Here is a 15899-nt window from a genome sequence, read left to right on the forward strand (position 1 = left end):
CCCAAGCTTGTCCACAGGCGTCGATCCCCGGCGAAACGCCTTGGTAAGCCCCGCCGCCCCACGGTCCCGGCTCAGCCCGACAAGCCGAGTCCGGATGCGATGATGACCAGCCAGCAGCTCGCCGACGAACTGAAGCGGATCGCCACCACCCAGGTCAGCGACATCACGCGGGCGGTGAAGGAAGGCCAGAAGTCGATCGCCCTCAACGAGGTGCGGGACATGGCGCGGCGCCTCGGCCTGCTCGCGGACGCCTTCGATCCGAAATCCGCGGCCGAGAGATCCGAGGCCGACGGCGCGAGCGTCGCCGAAGCGGTCGACGACGCCCAGGCCGCCTGACACCCGTTGCCGGCGGCGCCCCGCCGGTCCCCTCCCAGGAGCGCTCCATGGTTCGCGCGCACTTCACCATCCGCCTCGGCAACGCCTCACTCCCGGCCTCGGCGGCCCAGTGGGTCGAGGATGTCGAGGCCGCCCGGTCGACCGCGCGCACGATCGTGCAGGGGCTGATGCGTCAGCACGGCGGCGACCCACGCCTCATGGAGGCCGCGATGGTGATCACCGGCGACGACGGCGCCGTGCTGCTCGAGATGTCCTTCTTCGACACGCTGTACCTGCCGGTCGAGCCGGTGCCCGACGCCGACCGGCGCCGGCCGCGCGCGCCCCGCGGGGCCGCGCCGCGGGGACTGACGGCCGCCCTCGGCCCGGTCCGGCGCCTCGCTGGCGCGCTGGGCATGCGCGCGCAGCCGCAGCCGCGACCGCTGCCCGGGCGCTGAGACGCTTCAGCCGTAGAGATCGCTGACCACGAAGCCCCGCGGCGCGAGGCGCTCGGCCAGCACGCGCCGGTGGCAGCCGGCCGGATCGCGCTCGAAGCAGAGCAGGCAGATCGGCGACGCCTCGGCGAGCGCGGCGAGTTCGTCGAGCGCCGCGATCCCGGCAGCGGTGTCCAGCACTTCCTCGCAGTAGATCCGGCGCATCAGCGCCGCGTCCCCGGCCCGCGCCGCCTGCCGGCCGGATTTCGGGGTGCCGAGGCTGCGCAGATGCGCGTAGCCGAGCCCGGCCTCGCGCAGGGAGGTGCCGAGCGCGCCCTTCGAGAAGCCGCGCTTGCGCGAGTTCGCCACCGCCCGGACATCCGCTAGCACCGCGACCCCGGCCGAGCGCAGGACGCCGACGAGGCGCTCCGAGTCGAGGCCTTCGTAGCCTATGGTAAAGAGTTGCTTACTCACGGTGCCCCGTCCGGACTCGCGTTGCGGGACCGCGACTTAGCCGTATGCGGCCCTGTGAACCAGCCGGGGATCGACGCCGTATGTCGCGGGGATGCAACGCGTCCCGGAATTCCGCCGCAATGATCGCAAAGCTCCGTTAACCGCGCCAGGGCCATCGAATACGCCTGTCTGTGGCGCATCTTCGGTGGCGGGCTAAACACTGATGTCGCGGATCTACACGCCTTCGCGGTCACCGATCGAAGATCTCGCTCGGGGCCTGATCAGTCGCCTCAAGCCGGCCCGGCGTCTCGCCGGGCGCTTCGCCGCCGCCGCGATCCTGGCCGGCCTCGCCGCCTGCGCGTCGAACAACGACTTCTACCCGACGAAGGGCGACGCCAAGCCCCATCCGGGCGTGGCCAAGGCCAAGCTTCACCCGATTCAGGGCATCGACATCTCGAAGTGGCAGGGCAACGTCGACTGGGCCTCGGTCCGCGCCGCCGGCACCCAGTTCGCCTTCATCAAGGCCACCGAGGGCGGCGACCACGTCGACGAGCGCTTCCGGACCAACTGGGACGGCGCGGCCCGGGCCGGCGTGCCGCGCGGGGCCTACCACTTCGTGTTTTGGTGCCGCTCCGCCCGGGAGCAGATGGACTGGTTCAAGAAGAACGTCCCCAACGACCCCACCGCCCTGCCGCCGGTCCTCGACGTCGAGTGGAACGGCCACTCGCAGACCTGTCCGAAGAAGCTGCCCAAGGCCCAGGCCCTGGCGATGGTCACCGAGATGCTGGAGGAGATGGAGCGCTACACCGGCAAGCGCCCGATCATCTACACCGACATCACGTTCCACAAGGACGTCCTGGAGGGCGAGCTCCCCGATTACCCGCACTGGCTGCGCTCCACCGCGGCCGAGCCGGAGCAGCGCTTCGTCAACCGCAAGTGGATGCTGTGGCAGTTCACGTCCACGGGCCGGGTTCCGGGCGTGCGCGGCGACGTCGACCGCAACGCCTTCTACGGCACCCCGTCCGAATGGGCCTCGTTCCTGACGACCGACTGCGACCCGCGCGAGCACAAGCGGCTCTCCGAGCAGGGGCTCTGCACGGACAAGTAGATGAAAGGCGTTGGCGAAACCTAGGTTAGTTCAAGGACGTAGAGCGCGGGGTATGGCTGACGGGCCCGCGCACCGGCGGGCGAGCCCGAGAGGATCCTGACGGGAGACTCTCCTCCCGCACCTCTCCGTCCCCCATGCCGATCGACTCTGCCGCCTCCACCGGCAACCTGCTCCTCGACGCGCTGCCGGGTTCGGATCGCGCCCTGATCGCCCCCCACCTGGAGCCGGTGACCTTCGCCAAGGGGGATACGGCGCTGGCGGCGGGCGCCGCGGCGAGCCACGTCATCTTCCCCCGCGACCAGACCGTCGTGGCGCTGATCGTCGCCACGCGGGACGGCCGGACGGCCGAGGTCGCGAGCGTCGGGCACGAGGGCGCGATCGGCGGGATCATCGGCGAGGGGCGGCTGCCTCCCGCGGTCAGCGGGCTGGCGCAGATCGGCGGCGCGGCTTTGCGCCTCGACGCGGCGCGGCTCCGGCAGGCCGAGCTCGAGTCATCGACGCTCCGCGACCTGTTCGCGCGCTACGCCGACTGCTTCCTGGCTCAGCTGTTCCAGATCGCGGCCTGCAACGCCCTGCACCCGATCGAGCAGCGCTGCCTGCGCTGGCTGCTGTCGCTGCAGGACCGGACGGGCGGCGACACCCTCCCGATCACGCACGAGGTCCTGGCCTCCATGCTGGGGGTCCAGCGGACCTACCTCACGCGGATCCTGCGGGTGCTGCAGGAGCAGGGCCTCATCCGGGTCGGCCGCGGGCGCATCACGATCCTCGACCGCCGGGCGGTCTCGAACGCCGCCTGCGAGTGCCACGCCCGCGTGCGGATGCAGTGCGAGGCGGTGCTCGGCGCGGTTTTCCGGGCCGAGGAGCCCCGCCGGACCGAGCCGGTCGAGACGCTGTCGCGCGCCGGGTGAGGGACCGGCCCGCGATCCGTCGACCACGTCAGGCAACGACCGGCACGCAGACCGGCGCCGCGAGGCCCGGCACCGGCGCCACCACCACGTCGATCCCGTAGATCAGGCGCAGCAGCTCCGGCGTGACCGTCGCGGCGGCGGGTCCGTCGGCGACGAGGCGGCCCGCGTGCAGGGCGATGAGGCGGTCGGCGCAGAGCAGGGCGTGCCCGGGATCGTGCGTCGAGAACAGCACGGCGATGCCGGCCTCGGCGAGGCGGCGGACCTGCCCGAGGACGCGGGCCTGGTTGCCGAAATCGAGGCTCGCGGTCGGCTCGTCCATGACGAGGAGCCGTGGCTCGCCGCTGAGCGCCCGCGCGATCAGCGCGAGCTGGCGCTCGCCGCCGCTGATCTCGGTGTAGACCTGATCGGCGAGATGCCCGATCCCGAGCGCGGCCAGCGCCCGCTCGGCGACCGCGACGTCCGACGGCCCGGGGGCGGCGAACGGGCCGAGCCAGCTCGCCCGGCCCATCACGACGACTTCGCGCACCATGAACGGGAAGTACGCCGCGTGCGCCTGCGGCACGGCGGCGATGGTGCGGGCGACGGCTTTCCGCGACACGCGCGACAGGTCGGTGCCGTCGAGGATCACCCGCCCGGCGCGGGCGGGCAGCAGGCCGAGCAGCGTCTGGAACAGCGTGGTCTTGCCGCCGCCGTTCGGCCCGACGAGGCACAGCACCTCGCCGGCGGCGAGGTCGAACGACACGTCGTGGCCGACGATCCGGCTGCCGTAGCCGAAGGCGAGGTCCCGGACCTGGAGCAGCATCAGCTGAAGCCCCGGCGCCCGGATGCCAGCAGCCAGAGGAAGAACGGCGCCCCGACCAGGGCCGTCAGGATGCCGAGGGGCACCTCGACGGTGCCGAGATTGCGGGCGATCAGGTCGACCAGCACGAGGTAGCCCGCCCCGAGGACGAGCGAGGCGGGCAGCAGGCGGCGGTAATCCGGCCCGACCAGCAGCCGGGCGACGTGCGGCACGATCAGCCCGATCCAGCCGATGACCCCGGTCATCGCCACGGCCGCCGCCGTGATCAGGGTCGCGCCGGCGATCAGGACGGGGCGCAGCACCCGCGTCTCCACGCCGAGGGCCCGCGCCTCCGCGTCGCCGAGGCTCATCAGGTTCATGCGCCAGCGCAGCAGCACCAGCGGCACGAGGCCGAGCAGCAGCATCGGCAGGGTGGCGGCGACGTCGCCGAGGGTGACCGAGGACAGGCTGCCGAGGAGCCAGAAGGTGATCGCCGGCAGCTGGTTGTAGGGATCGGCCAGCACCTTGAGGAGCGAGATGCCCGCCCCGAGCACCGCGCCGACCGCGACGCCGGCGAGGACCAGCGTCAGGACCGGGTCGTGCCGCCGCACGGCGAGGCCGACGCCGTACACCGCCGCGACGGCGCCGAGCCCGCCCAGGAAGGCCAGGGCCTGGATCGGTGCCACCGGCAGGCCGAGATAGATCCCCAGGACGGCGCCGAGCCCGGCGCCGGCTGAGACGCCGAGGATGTCGGGCGAGACCAGCGGGTTGCGGAACAGGCCCTGGTAGGTCGCCCCCGCGGCCGACAGGGCCGCGCCGACGACCAGCGCGGCGATCACCCGGGGCAGGCGCACCTGCATCACGACCGTCTCCGCCGTCGCCGGAACCCGGAGGGGCAGCCCGAGCAGCCGGTGGCCGAGGATCGCGGCGAGGTCGGCGGGCGCGACCGGGTACTTGCCGACCGCCAGCGCCACGGCGGTCAGCGCCAGCAGGGCGAGACCGGCCAGCAGCGCCGCGGGCAGGAGGAGGCGGGTGCGCGCCCGGATCGTCTCGGCGGCGGCCGGGACGCGACTCACCGCGCCGGGCCCGGGGGGGCGCCAGGCGGCGTCGGGCCGAGGAGGGCATCGGCCTGACCGAAATCGAGGTCGACATGGTAGAAGCGGCCGTAGAAGGCGCGCACCACCTCGGGCATCGGTTGCGGGAACAGGTCCGGATGAAGTCGGGCCGCCAGCCAGCGCAGGCCGATCAGCCGGTTGACCCCCGGCGGGGCGTCGAACCACGGGAAAGGCTGGAGCGGCGCCACGTAGACCCGCCCGGTCCGCACGGCCCGGACGTCCCGCCACAGCGGGTCGACGCGCAGCCCGGCCGCGAAGGCCGGGTCGAGGGTGACGATCACGTCGGGGTTCCAGGCGAGCACCTGCTCGGGCGAGACGTTGCCGAGGCGGCCGCCCCCGTCCTGCGCGACGTTGCGGCCGCCGGCGGCCTCGACCAGCTCGGTGTTGATCGAGCCGGCGAACCCCGTCTCCAGCCCGCGCGGCCCGCGCGCGTAGTAGACCCGGGGCCGCTTGTCCTCCGGGACCATCGCGACGGCGCGGTCCACCGTGTCGGCGAGGCTCTGGGCCTCCGCCGCCAGGGCGTCCGCGTCGGACTGACGGCCCAGGGCCGCGCCGAGCTGCCGATACGCCTCCGGTGTCTTCGCGAAGCTGCCGTCGAGCAGGATGTAGGGGATCCCGGTCTGCGCCTGGACCCGGTCGGCGAGCGACGCGTAGGTCGGCCCGAGGCTGCCCGAATCCACGATCAGGTCCGGTTTGGCGGCCAGCACCGCCTCGACGTTCGCCGTGCCGCCGCGCCCGGTCAGGCGGCCGTAGGCGGGGAGGGCCCGGGTCCGGGGCGCGAGGAAGGGCAGCGCCTCGGGATGCGGGGCGCTCACCCAGCCGGCCATGAGGTCGGGCGCCAGCGTGTAGAGCAGCACCGCGGCCGGCGGTCCCGCGGCGAGCACCCGCCCGACCCGTTCGGGGAGTTCGACCGTGCGGCCGGCCGCGTCCGTGAACGGGCGCGCCGCCGCCCCGCCGGACGCCGCCAGCAGCAGGATCAGCGCCGCGGTGAGGGCGCGGCGGCGCGCGGGTCGCGGCGCCATCAGGCGGATTTCCGCTCCAGGATCTCGATCAGCGCCCCGTCGGGGCCCTCCACGAAGGCGATCCGGAGGCCGGGGCCGCGCTCCGTGATGCCGGTCCGCACGGGCACGCCCCGGGCGGTGAGATCGGCCATCGCGGCCTCGATGTCGGCGACGCGCAGCCCGAAATGCTCGATCCCGAGGCAGGGCGTGGCGGTCGCCGGCGCGATCTCGTCCGGGGCCTGCTCGATGAAGACGGCGAGGCCGCCGAGGTCGAGCACGACGCGCTGCACCGGGTCCGCGCCGACGCGCTTCACCTCCCGGGCCCCGAAGGTCTCGACGTAGAAGGAGGCGGCCGCGACGGCGTCGCGGCTGCGCAGGTGGAGGTGGTCGCAGGCGTAGTGCATCGGCTCTCCGGTTTCAGGTGATCCAGACGGGCGCGGCCCCCGGCCCGGAGGCGCCGTTCCGCGCCGTGTCCGACGATAGGGCCGGCGCGGAGCCGCGGCGAGATCGGCCGCTTGACGTTCGGCCCGAACCCGCAGACTTTCGCCGCCAGAACCGTTGCAGGGATGCAACATCCATCCCACATCCCGGTTGCGAACCCACATCGCACAGCCAACCGCACAGCCAAGAGATCCATGCGCAATCCCTACGACGTGCTGGGCGTGGCCAAGGGGGCGAGCGAGGCCGAGATCAAGAAGGCCTATCGCAAGCTCGCCAAGGACTTCCACCCCGATCGCAACAAGAACGACGCCAAGGCCAAGGACCGGTTCGCCGAGGCGAATTCGGCCTACGAGATCCTGGGCGATTCCGAGAAGCGCAAGCAGTTCGACCGCGGCGAGATCGACGCCGAGGGCAAGCCGCGCGCGACCGGCTTCGAGGGGTTCGGCGGCTTCGGCGGCGGGCGCGGGGGCAATTTCGATTTCGAGAACATGGCGCGCGCGCAGCGCGGCGGCGGCGGCGGGATGGGCGAGGACATTTTCTCGCACATCTTCGGGGAAGCGTTCCGCGCCGGCGGGGCCGGTCCGGGCGGCCAGCGCCAGGCGGCCAGGGGCGAGGACGTCGCCGCGGAGCTGCTGGTGACGCTGGAGCAGGTCGCCAGCGAGGAGAAGCTGCGCCTCGCCCTGCCCACGGGCCGTGAGGTCGACGTCGTGATTCCCCGCGGCGTGGTCGACGGCCAGACCATCCGACTGCGCGGCCTCGGCCAGAGCGGCGGCCTCCGGGCCGAGCCGGGCGACGCCCTCCTTACCATCAGGATCCGGCCGCACCCGCGCTTCACCGTCGAGGGGGCCGACCTGCGCACCAGCGTCGACGTCCCGCTGGAGGATGCCGTGCTCGGCGGCACGATCCGCGTGCCGACGCTCACCGGCGCCGTCGAGATGAAGATCCCGGCGATGACGAGTTCCGGCCGCACCTTCCGCCTGCGCGGCAAGGGGCTTCCGAAGAAGGACGGCACCCGCGGCGACCTGTTCGCCACGACGGCGATCGTCCTGCCGGAGGGCGAGGACGCGGCACTGACCGAATTCGCCCGCGGCCGCCGGGCGGCCAACGCGGCCTGACGCGCCGGCGTAGCCACCGGGGCGCGCATGAAGGCGCTCGGCGGCGTCCCGGACTTCCGTCGCCGGGCCGCCTCCGCTAAGGAGGCCCCCCGGCCCCGAGAGGGGTCGCGCGGCTTCGGGATCGATCATGGCGGAACACGGGCAGGGCCTTCTGGCGGGCAAGCGGGGCATCGTCCTCGGGGTCGCCAACAACCGCTCGATCGCCTGGGGCATCGCCCGCAGCGCCCGCGCCCACGGGGCCGAACTGGCCTTCACCTACCAGGGCGACGCCCTGCGCAAGCGCGTCGAGCCCCTGGCCAAGGAACTCGACGCCCACGTAATCGGGCACTGCGACGTCACCGAGTCGGCCACGATCGACGCGGTCTTCGCGGAGGCCGCCAGGGTCTTCCCGGACGGCATCGACTTCGTCGTCCACTGCGTTGCCTTCTCCGACAAGGACGAGCTGACCGGCCGCTACATCGAGACCTCCGAGGACAACTTCACCAAGTCGCTCCTGGTCTCCTGCTACTCGTTCACCGCCGTGGCCCAGCGCGCCGAGAAGATCATGCGCCCGGGCGGCTCGCTGGTGACGCTGACCTATTACGGCGCCGAGAAGTGGATGCCGCACTACAACGTCATGGGCGTCGCCAAGGCAGCGCTCGAGGCGTCGGTGCGCTACCTCGCGGCCGATCTCGGCCCGAAGAACATCCGGGTCAACGCCATCTCGGCCGGCCCGATCAAGACCCTCGCGGCCTCCGGGATCGGCGATTTCCGCTACATCCTGAAGTGGAACGAGTACAACGCGCCCCTGCGCCGGACCGTGACGATCGGGGAGGTCGGGGAGACCGCGTCCTACCTCGTCTCCGACATGGCGGCCGGCATGACCGGCGAGATCCTCCACGTGGATGCCGGCTACCACGTCGTCGGCATGAAGAATCCCGAGGCACCGGATCTAACCCTCGACAAGGACTGAGACGGGTCGCTCGTCGCGGCGGCCCAGACCTGAGGCGTGAGCGGCCCGGTGCGGCTCACGCGTCCTCCCCCTCGTCGAACTCCCCCGAGAGCGTGAGCCCGTCGATCCAGGTCTCGCCGTCGCGCTTGATGACGGTGCGCGGCCGGACCTTCCCGTGCTCCGCGATGCCGGCCGCCAGCCGCTCCGAGTGCGTGACGAGCCAGACCTGCGTGCGCTCCGCGGCCCGCGCGATCAGCCGCGCCAGCGGATCCATGAGATCGGGATGCAGGCTGGTCTCGGGCTCGTTCAGCGCGATGAACGGCGGCAGCCGGTAGCCGAGCAGCGCGCCGGCCAGGGCGAGGTAGCGCAGGGTGCCGTCCGACAGTTCCGGCGGATCGAAGGTCCGGCCCGGGAAGTCGGGGAAGCGCAGGCCGAAGCGCGCGTGACGGCCCGGCTCCGGCAGCACGAGTGCCGCGCCCGGGAAGGCGCCGTCGACGGCCTCGTCGATCTCGGTCGTGTCCTCCCGGATATGCGCCAGGGTGGCGAAGACGGCGGCGAGGTCCGCGCCGTCGGACGCGAGGGTCGGCGTCGTCACCGCGAGGCATGGCCGGCGCAGGGGCGACTCGGCATCCGTCCGGAAATCGTGGTGGAAGCGCCACCCCGCCAGGGCGAGGCGGACCACGGCGATCTCGGGATGGCCGGTGGCGTCGAGGAGGCTGCCGAGGGCGGTCTCGGTCGGCAGCAGGTCGCCGCCGAGGGTGCGCTTGCGGCCCTCCGCGTCCCGGACGAAGCCGCTCCGCCCGTCGCGATCGAGGATCACGGCCGCGCGGCCGCGGGTGCGGACCGTCAGGCGCTCGGCCTTGACCTGCGGCTCCTTCCGGAAGGCGGCGCCGAAGGTCGTCCCGCCGACCTGCTGCACCAGCCCGATCTCGACGGCGTAGACGAATTCCTGCCCGATCGTGTCGTGGCGCAGGGTGGCCGACAGGCGGATCCGCGCCGCCTCGCCCTGCCGCCGGCGGCCGGCCCAGAGGGCGGAGTCCATGCCGCCCTCGGCGGCGAGGTCGCGGGTGAGGGTGCCCCGGGCGGCGGCCTGCAGCAGCTCCAGGGCCCGGTAGAGGTTGGTTTTGCCGGTGCCGTTGCCGCCGACGAAGACCGACAGCGCGTCGACCGGGAAGCCGATCCGCCGCAGCGAGCGGTAGCCCGAGACCGCGACCTCTCGAACCACCAGCATCCCGGATTCTCCCGCGTCAGTCGGGGACCGTCAGATCCGCGATGCCTTTGGCGGCCTCGGGGAATCGCGGGTCCATGGCCTCCAGCGTATCCGCCACGGTCCGGGCAATCACGTAGTTGCGGAACCACTTGTGGTTGGCCGGCACCACCAGCCAGGGCGCCTCGGGCGTCGAGCAGCGGCCGAGGGCGTCCGCGAAGGCCTGCTGGTAGGCGTCCCAGGATTTCCGCTCGACCAGGTCGGCCGGGTCGAACTTCCAGTGCTTCTCGGGGTCGGCGATCCGGGCCTCCAGGCGCCGCTTCTGCTCCGCCTTGGAGATGTGCAGGAAGAACTTCACGACCGTCGTGCCCGACTCGGTGAGCAGGCGCTCGAAATCGTTTATCCGGCCGTAGCGGCTCTGCCAGACCGCGTCCGGCACGAGGCCTTTCACCCGCACGACGAGCACGTCCTCGTAGTGGCTGCGGTTGAACACACCGATCATGCCGCGCCCCGGCACCCGGGCGTGGTAGCGCCACAGGAAGTCGTGATCGAGCTCCTCGCTCGAGGGCACCTTGAACGAGGCCACCGCGCAGCCCTGGGGGTTCACCCCCTTGAGCACCGACCGGATCGTGCCGTCCTTGCCGCCCGTGTCGATCGCCTGGAACACCAGCAGGAGGCTCCGGGCGCGCTCCGCGTAGAGGCGCTCCTGGAGGGCGACGATGCGCGCCCGCTCCTGGGCGAGGGCGTCCTTGGCCCAGTCCTTGTCGAGACCGCCGACGTCGTCGGGATCGACCGTGCCGAGATCGAAGGGCGCCCCCGGTTCGACCGCCACGATGCCGGGCGCCGGGCGGATCGGTACGGGCCCGTGCCGGCCGAGCGCCGCCGGGACGGATTCGGCCACGCTGTCGACGCTGCCGGCCCAGCGGGCCGTCGACGGGCGGTGATCCACGGTGGCGCCATGCAGATCAGCCTCACCTGTCATGCCGTCACCGCGTTTGTGGCCGCGATGATGCTTGCCGTGCTTCTTGGACATGGGGCAGGACCTAGTTCCGGATATTGCCGACCGCCGGCGAGAACGGCCGGTAGTCCAGGCTGTTCCGGACGCCTGTGCAGGACGGGGTTGAGACGGTTGGGTACGATCTACTTCATCCGGCACGGCCAGACCGCCTGGAACGCCGAGGGGCGCCTCCAGGGCGGGCGCGACACCGACCTCAATGCCCAGGGGGAGGCACAGGCCGCGGCCGTGGCGGAGCGCCTCGCCGCCGCGGCGGGGCCGGCCCTGGCAGAGGCCGATTTCGTCGCGAGCCCGCTCAAGCGCACCCGGCGCACCATGGAGATCCTGCGGGGCGCCCTCGGCCTGCCGCCCGAGGCGTACCGCGTCGACCCGCGCCTGCGGGAGATCGGTTTCGGCAGCTGGGAAGGCTCCACCTGGGCGGAGATCCGCCGCCGCGACCCGGCCGGGGCCGCCGGCCGCGACCGGGACCGCTGGCACTACCGCCCGCCCGGCCTCGGCGCGGAGAGCTATGCCGGCCTCGTCGAGCGCGTCGGGCCGATGATCGCGGGGCTGGAGCGGGACACGGTCATCGTCGCCCATGGCGGCGTCGCGCGGGCAGCGCTGGTCGCCCTCGGCCACCTCGACGTCTACGCGGCGCCCCGCCTGGGCATCCGCCAGGGCGAGGTCCTGATCCTCGAGCCCGGTGGCTGGCGCTGGGCTTGATCCCGTGCGCCGGCGCAGTGCAAAGCCGCCTCGATAACGGCATGATCGGCAGGCTATAGGGCGGCGGCCAGGACAGGCGCCGGCCCGAGCGGGCGGCCAGCGGAGCAGCGGATGAGCGACGTCGCCGAGAAGACCCGGCCCGGACCGACGGCCGGGGAGCCCGCGCCTCTCGGAGCCGCGGCGGCGATCCTGCGCGGCGACCACCGGCCCGACCTCATCCGCGACGAGGTCCTGGCCGAGATCTTCCTGCACGCGGCCGAGACCCGGCCCGATCATCCCTGCCTGGTCGACGGCGCCGGCGTCGGCGCCGGGGGCGTCCACCCGCACCTGACCTACGCGGAGGTCGCCGCCCGGGCCGGCCGGATCGCCGCTGGCCTCGCCCATCGCGGCATCGGGCTGGGTGACATCGTTGGCCTCTGGATGGCCCGTGGCCCGGACCTCCTCGTGGCGCAGATCGGCATCACGATGTCGGGCGCGGCCTGGCTGCCCTTCGACGCCGAGGCGCCGGCGGACCGGGTGGGCGTGTGCCTCGCCGACGCGGGCGCGAAGGCGCTGCTGGTCTCCCCGGCGCTCGCCGCGGCGGCGCCCGACGCCGCCCCGGCCCTGACGCCCGCCGATCTCGACTCCGGGACGCCCGCCGGCGCGCCGCTGCCCGATCCGCGCGCGGCCGGGCTGACACCCGAGCACCCCGCCTACCTGATCTACACCTCGGGCTCGACCGGCGTGCCCAAGGGCATCGTCATCAGCCACGCCAACATCTGCCACTTCCTGCGGTCCGGGAACGCCCTCTACGGGATGCGCGCCGACGACGTGGTCTTCCAGGGCGCCTCGGTGGCCTTCGATCTCTCGATGGAGGAGATCTGGGTGCCGTATCTCGTGGGCGCGACCCTGTTCGTGGCGAGCCCCGTCATGATGGGCGACCTGGAATCGCTCCCCGGCATCCTGGAGGCCGAGGGGATCACGGTGCTCGACACCGTCCCGACGCTCCTGGCGATGATCTCCGGCGACCTGCCGCGGGTGCGCCTCGTCCTGCTCGGCGGCGAGGCGCTGCCCGAGCCGCTGATCGCCCGCTGGGCGACCGGCGGCCGCCAGCTGTTCAACACCTACGGCCCGACGGAGGCCACCGTGGTGGCCACCGCGGCCGAGATGCGGCCCGGCGAGCCGGTGACCATCGGCGGCCCGATCCCGAACTACTCCGTCTACGTCGCTGGCGAGGATCTGACCCTGCTCGGCCGAGACCAGCAGGGCGAGCTGCTGATCGGTGGTCCCGGCGTGGCGCGGGGCTACCTCGCCCGTCCCGAGCTGACCGCGGAGAAATTCATCGCCAACCCGTTCGCGTCGGACGGGACCGACCCGGTGCTCTACCGCTCGGGCGACGCGGTCTCCCTCGACGCCGCCGGCCGGATCGTGTTCCACGGCCGGATCGACGACCAGGTGAAGATCCGCGGCTTCCGCGTGGAACTCGGCGAGATCGAGTCCCGGATCCGGGCGGTGCCCGACGTCAACCAGGCCGCCGTCGTGCTGCGGAACGACGACGGCGTCGACCGCCTCGTCGCCTTCCTGATCCCGGAGCGCGGCCGGTCCATCGACGCCGCCGCCCTGCGCCGGACCCTCGCCGGGCAGATGCCGCCCTACATGGTGCCCGGCCATTTCGAGGTGGCCGAGACTCTGCCCAGGCTCACGTCCGGCAAGGTCGACCGCAAGGCACTCAAGGTCGCCCCGCTCACGGTGGTCGCCGCTGACGGAGAGCAGGAGACGCCCGCCAACGAGACCGAGGCGGCCCTGGTCGCCGCGGCCAAGCAGATCTTCGGCAACCAGCCGATCGCCCTTGAGGGCGACTTCTTCGCCGATCTCGGCGGCCACTCGCTGCTCGCCGCGCGCTTCGTCTCGGCGGTGCGCGAGAACCCGCCGCTGGCCGGCATCACGCTGCCGGACGTCTACGCCCTGCGCACCGTGCGGGCGATGGCCGACGCGCTCATCGCCCGCACGGGCGGCATGGGCGCCGGGGCCGCGACCCGCGACCTGAGCTTCGCGCCGCCGCCGCTGCTGCGCCGGGCGCTGTGCGGCCTCGGGCAGCTCGTCGCGCTGCCCTTCGTGATCGCGCTGGCCACCGCGCAGTGGCTCGGCATGTTCGTGACCTACCTGCTGCTCACCGGCGGAGGCCTGAGCTTCTTCGCCGAACTCGGCGTGCTGCTCCTCGTCTACGTGGCGATCAACGGCGTGACCGCGGTCGCGGCGGTCGCCGGCAAGTGGCTGATCCTCGGCCGGACCAAGCCGGGCCGGTACCCGCTCTGGGGCACCTACTATTATCGCTGGTGGCTCGCGCAGCGACTGGCGCCCCTCGTCCACGTGAAGTGGCTCCAGGGCTCGCCCGCGATCGCCGTCTACCTCCGGCTGATGGGTGCGAAGGTCGGACGCGACACGCTCATCTCCGACATCGAGATCGGCGCGGCCGACCTCCTGACCATCGGGGACGGCGCGTCCCTGGGCGGCCGCCTCGTCATCGCCAACGCGGAAATCGTCGGCAACGAGCTGGTCATCGGCAGGGTCGAGATCGGCGCGGACGCGGCGGTCGGCACCTCCTGCGTGATCAGCCACGACGCGGTGATCGGGCCGCAGGCGGAGATCGCCGACCTCACCACGATCCCCACGGGCTCGCGGGTGGGCGCGGCCGAGCGGTGGGACGGCTCGCCCGGCCGCAAGGTCGGGATGGTCGACCCCGCGGAGCTGCCCCCCCCCGCCGAGGCCTCCTTCGCGCGCCGCGCGGCGTTCATGGCGGCCTACGTGGTGCTGCTCGGCGCGATCCCCGCGGTGGGTCTGCTGCCGATCTTCCCGGCCTTCTTCATCTTCGACCAGATCTCGGACTCGCTCTCCGACATCACCGACATCGACTACCACTGGTACCTGCCGATCCTCACCTGGCCGACCGCCATGCTGATGACCGCCGGCACGGTGCTGCTGATCGCCGGCATCCGCTGGGTGGTGCTGCCGCGGACCCGCTCCGGCACCTACTCGGTCCACTCGCTGTTCTACCTGCGGAAATGGTCGCTGGCGCTCGCCGTCGAGGTCACCCTGGAGACGCTCTCGTCGCTGTTCGCGACCGTCTACATGCGGGCCTGGTACCGGCTGATGGGCGCCAATATGGGCCACGGCGCCGAGATCTCGACCAACCTCGCGGGCCGCTACGACCTCGCCGAGGTCGGCGCGAAGAACTTCATCGCCGACGAGGTGGTGTACGGCGAGGAGGAGATCCGGCGCGGCTGGATGCACCTGGAGCCGGTGCGCACCGGCGCCCGGGTCTTCGTCGGCAATGACGCCGTTGTGCCGCCCGGCGCCGTCATCCCCGACGACGTTCTCATCGGCATCAAGTCGAAGCCGCCCGAGAACGCCGCGATGAGCCCCGGCGAGACGTGGTTCGGCTCGCCGCCGATCCGGCTGCCGGCCCGCCAGAAGGTCGATCTCGGCTCGACCGCCCAGACCTACGAGCCCGGCGCGTGGCCGAAGATCCGGCGCGGCGTCTTCGAGGCCTTCGCGACCTCGTTCTCGCCGATGCTCTACATCACCCTCGCGATCACGGCGATCGACTGGTACTTCTACCCGGCCATCCTGGAGCAGGACTGGTGGGGTCTGGCTTACAGCTTCGTCGGTGCGAGCGTCGCCATCGCGCTGATCCAGTCCTCGGCGGTCATCGCGATGAAGTGGCTGCTGATGGGCGTCTACAAGCCCGGCATGCAGCCGATGTGGTCGTGGTGGGCGATGCGCACCGAGGCGATCGCGGTGGCCTACTGGGGGCTCGCCGGCAAGGTGCTGCTCGAGCACCTCCAGGGCACGCCCTTCCTGCCCTGGGTGCTCCGGCTGTTCGGCGTGAAGGTCGGCAAGGGCGTCTGCATGCTCACCACCGACATCACCGAATTCGACTGCGTCACCATCGGCGACTACGCCACGATCAACCGCGTCTCGGCACTGCAGACGCACCTCTACGAGGACCGGATCATGAAGATCGGCCGCGTCGTCGTCGGGCGCGGCGTCTCGGTGGGTGCGTTCTCGACCGTGCTCTACGACACCAAGGTGGGCGATTTCGCCCGGCTGCGCCCGCTCACCATCGTCATGAAGGGCGAGTCGATCCCCGCCAACACCGAGTGGGAGGGCGCGCCCGCGGTCCCGGTGATCCACCGCGCCTGACGGGCGGGCCGCACCGCGCGTTCCGGCCCCGGCGTTCCGGGGCCGTGCGGGGGCGGGCCCGCGCCGAGGTCAGAGTCGGCGACCCTGCGGCACTCAGCACGGGAGACCCGGCAGGCTCCGGGACGAATATGCCGGTGTACTAGCACCCTCGTCCCGGTTGGCCGTTCTAATCTAGCTTACAGTGGCTTCCGGCAAGA

The 15899-nt window shown here is 72.5% G+C and carries 15 protein-coding genes; 8 read left to right on the plus strand and 7 right to left on the minus strand.

The window, feature by feature from the left end; translation table 11 throughout:
* Window positions 1–99: 99 nt before the first annotated feature.
* Both ACLBYB_RS08220 and ACLBYB_RS08225 read left to right on the plus strand, forming a co-directional pair.
* Complete coding sequence (locus ACLBYB_RS08220; protein ID WP_020092961.1) at window positions 100–336, plus strand: hypothetical protein; 237 nt, start codon at window positions 100–102, stop codon at window positions 334–336.
* A 47-nt stretch (window positions 337–383) separates the two neighbouring features.
* Window positions 384–770, plus strand: coding sequence for a DUF6894 family protein (locus ACLBYB_RS08225; protein ID WP_091678986.1), 387 nt, complete (start codon window positions 384–386; stop codon window positions 768–770).
* Window positions 771–776: 6 nt separating this feature from the next.
* On the opposite strand, the gene ACLBYB_RS08230 is transcribed toward ACLBYB_RS08225, so the two are convergent.
* Window positions 777–1220: a DUF488 domain-containing protein gene (locus tag ACLBYB_RS08230; protein ID WP_020092959.1), complete on the minus strand. Its 444-nt coding sequence runs from the start codon at window positions 1218–1220 to the stop codon at window positions 777–779.
* Between the two features lie 202 nt (window positions 1221–1422).
* Between ACLBYB_RS08230 and ACLBYB_RS08235 the strand changes: the two genes are divergently transcribed.
* Together ACLBYB_RS08235 and ACLBYB_RS08240 are read left to right on the plus strand one after the other, a co-directional pair.
* Window positions 1423–2307: a glycoside hydrolase family 25 protein gene (locus ACLBYB_RS08235; RefSeq protein ID WP_020092958.1), complete on the plus strand. Its 885-nt coding sequence runs from the start codon at window positions 1423–1425 to the stop codon at window positions 2305–2307.
* Window positions 2308–2441: 134 nt separating this feature from the next.
* On the plus strand, window positions 2442–3215 hold the full coding sequence (locus tag ACLBYB_RS08240; protein ID WP_427507430.1) for a Crp/Fnr family transcriptional regulator: 774 nt from the start codon (window positions 2442–2444) through the stop codon (window positions 3213–3215).
* 28 nt (window positions 3216–3243) lie between these two features.
* On the opposite strand, the gene ACLBYB_RS08245 is transcribed toward ACLBYB_RS08240, so the two are convergent.
* Genes ACLBYB_RS08245 through ACLBYB_RS08260 form a run of 4 tightly spaced genes read right to left on the minus strand, consistent with a single transcriptional unit; the run spans window position 3244 to window position 6513 of the window.
* Window positions 3244–4017 carry an ABC transporter ATP-binding protein gene (locus tag ACLBYB_RS08245; protein WP_447698464.1) on the minus strand — a complete coding sequence of 258 codons (774 nt, stop codon included), beginning with the start codon at window positions 4015–4017 and terminating at the stop codon, window positions 3244–3246.
* The gene (locus ACLBYB_RS08250) at window positions 4017–5069 is read right to left on the minus strand and encodes a FecCD family ABC transporter permease (protein WP_447698465.1); all 1053 of its coding nucleotides are present in this window, start codon (window positions 5067–5069) and stop codon (window positions 4017–4019) included. The genes ACLBYB_RS08245 and ACLBYB_RS08250 overlap by 1 nt, the downstream gene beginning before the upstream one ends.
* Window positions 5066–6130: an iron ABC transporter substrate-binding protein gene (locus ACLBYB_RS08255; RefSeq protein ID WP_447698466.1), complete on the minus strand. Its 1065-nt coding sequence runs from the start codon at window positions 6128–6130 to the stop codon at window positions 5066–5068. The genes ACLBYB_RS08250 and ACLBYB_RS08255 overlap by 4 nt, the downstream gene beginning before the upstream one ends.
* Window positions 6130–6513, minus strand: a complete 384-nt coding sequence (locus tag ACLBYB_RS08260) for a VOC family protein (protein ID WP_020092953.1) — start codon at window positions 6511–6513, stop codon at window positions 6130–6132. The genes ACLBYB_RS08255 and ACLBYB_RS08260 overlap by 1 nt, the downstream gene beginning before the upstream one ends.
* Window positions 6514–6744: 231 nt before the next feature.
* Between ACLBYB_RS08260 and ACLBYB_RS08265 the strand changes: the two genes are divergently transcribed.
* Both ACLBYB_RS08265 and fabI read left to right on the plus strand, forming a co-directional pair.
* Window positions 6745–7665 (plus strand): DnaJ C-terminal domain-containing protein, encoded by a 921-nt coding sequence (locus ACLBYB_RS08265; protein WP_056531888.1) that lies wholly within the window; start codon window positions 6745–6747, stop codon window positions 7663–7665.
* Window positions 7666–7792: 127 nt separating this feature from the next.
* Window positions 7793–8617, plus strand: a complete 825-nt coding sequence (fabI, locus tag ACLBYB_RS08270) for an enoyl-ACP reductase FabI (RefSeq protein WP_132366064.1) — start codon at window positions 7793–7795, stop codon at window positions 8615–8617.
* Between the two features lie 55 nt (window positions 8618–8672).
* Here the strand turns inward: fabI and ACLBYB_RS08275 are convergent, their stop codons facing one another.
* Window positions 8673–9827 (minus strand): AAA family ATPase, encoded by a 1155-nt coding sequence (locus tag ACLBYB_RS08275; protein ID WP_447698467.1) that lies wholly within the window; start codon window positions 9825–9827, stop codon window positions 8673–8675.
* Window positions 9828–9843: 16 nt separating this feature from the next.
* Window positions 9844–10836, minus strand: a complete 993-nt coding sequence (locus tag ACLBYB_RS08280) for a polyphosphate kinase 2 family protein (protein ID WP_020092949.1) — start codon at window positions 10834–10836, stop codon at window positions 9844–9846.
* Window positions 10837–10932: 96 nt separating this feature from the next.
* Between ACLBYB_RS08280 and ACLBYB_RS08285 the strand changes: the two genes are divergently transcribed.
* Together ACLBYB_RS08285 and ACLBYB_RS08290 are read left to right on the plus strand one after the other, a co-directional pair.
* Entirely contained in the window at window positions 10933–11520 is a 588-nt protein-coding gene (locus ACLBYB_RS08285) for a histidine phosphatase family protein (protein ID WP_020092948.1), read from the plus strand.
* Window positions 11521–11631: 111 nt separating this feature from the next.
* Complete coding sequence (locus ACLBYB_RS08290; protein ID WP_447698468.1) at window positions 11632–15702, plus strand: Pls/PosA family non-ribosomal peptide synthetase; 4071 nt, start codon at window positions 11632–11634, stop codon at window positions 15700–15702.
* Window positions 15703–15899: the final 197 nt, after the last annotated feature.

This window comes from Methylobacterium sp. D54C (genome assembly GCF_053345595.1).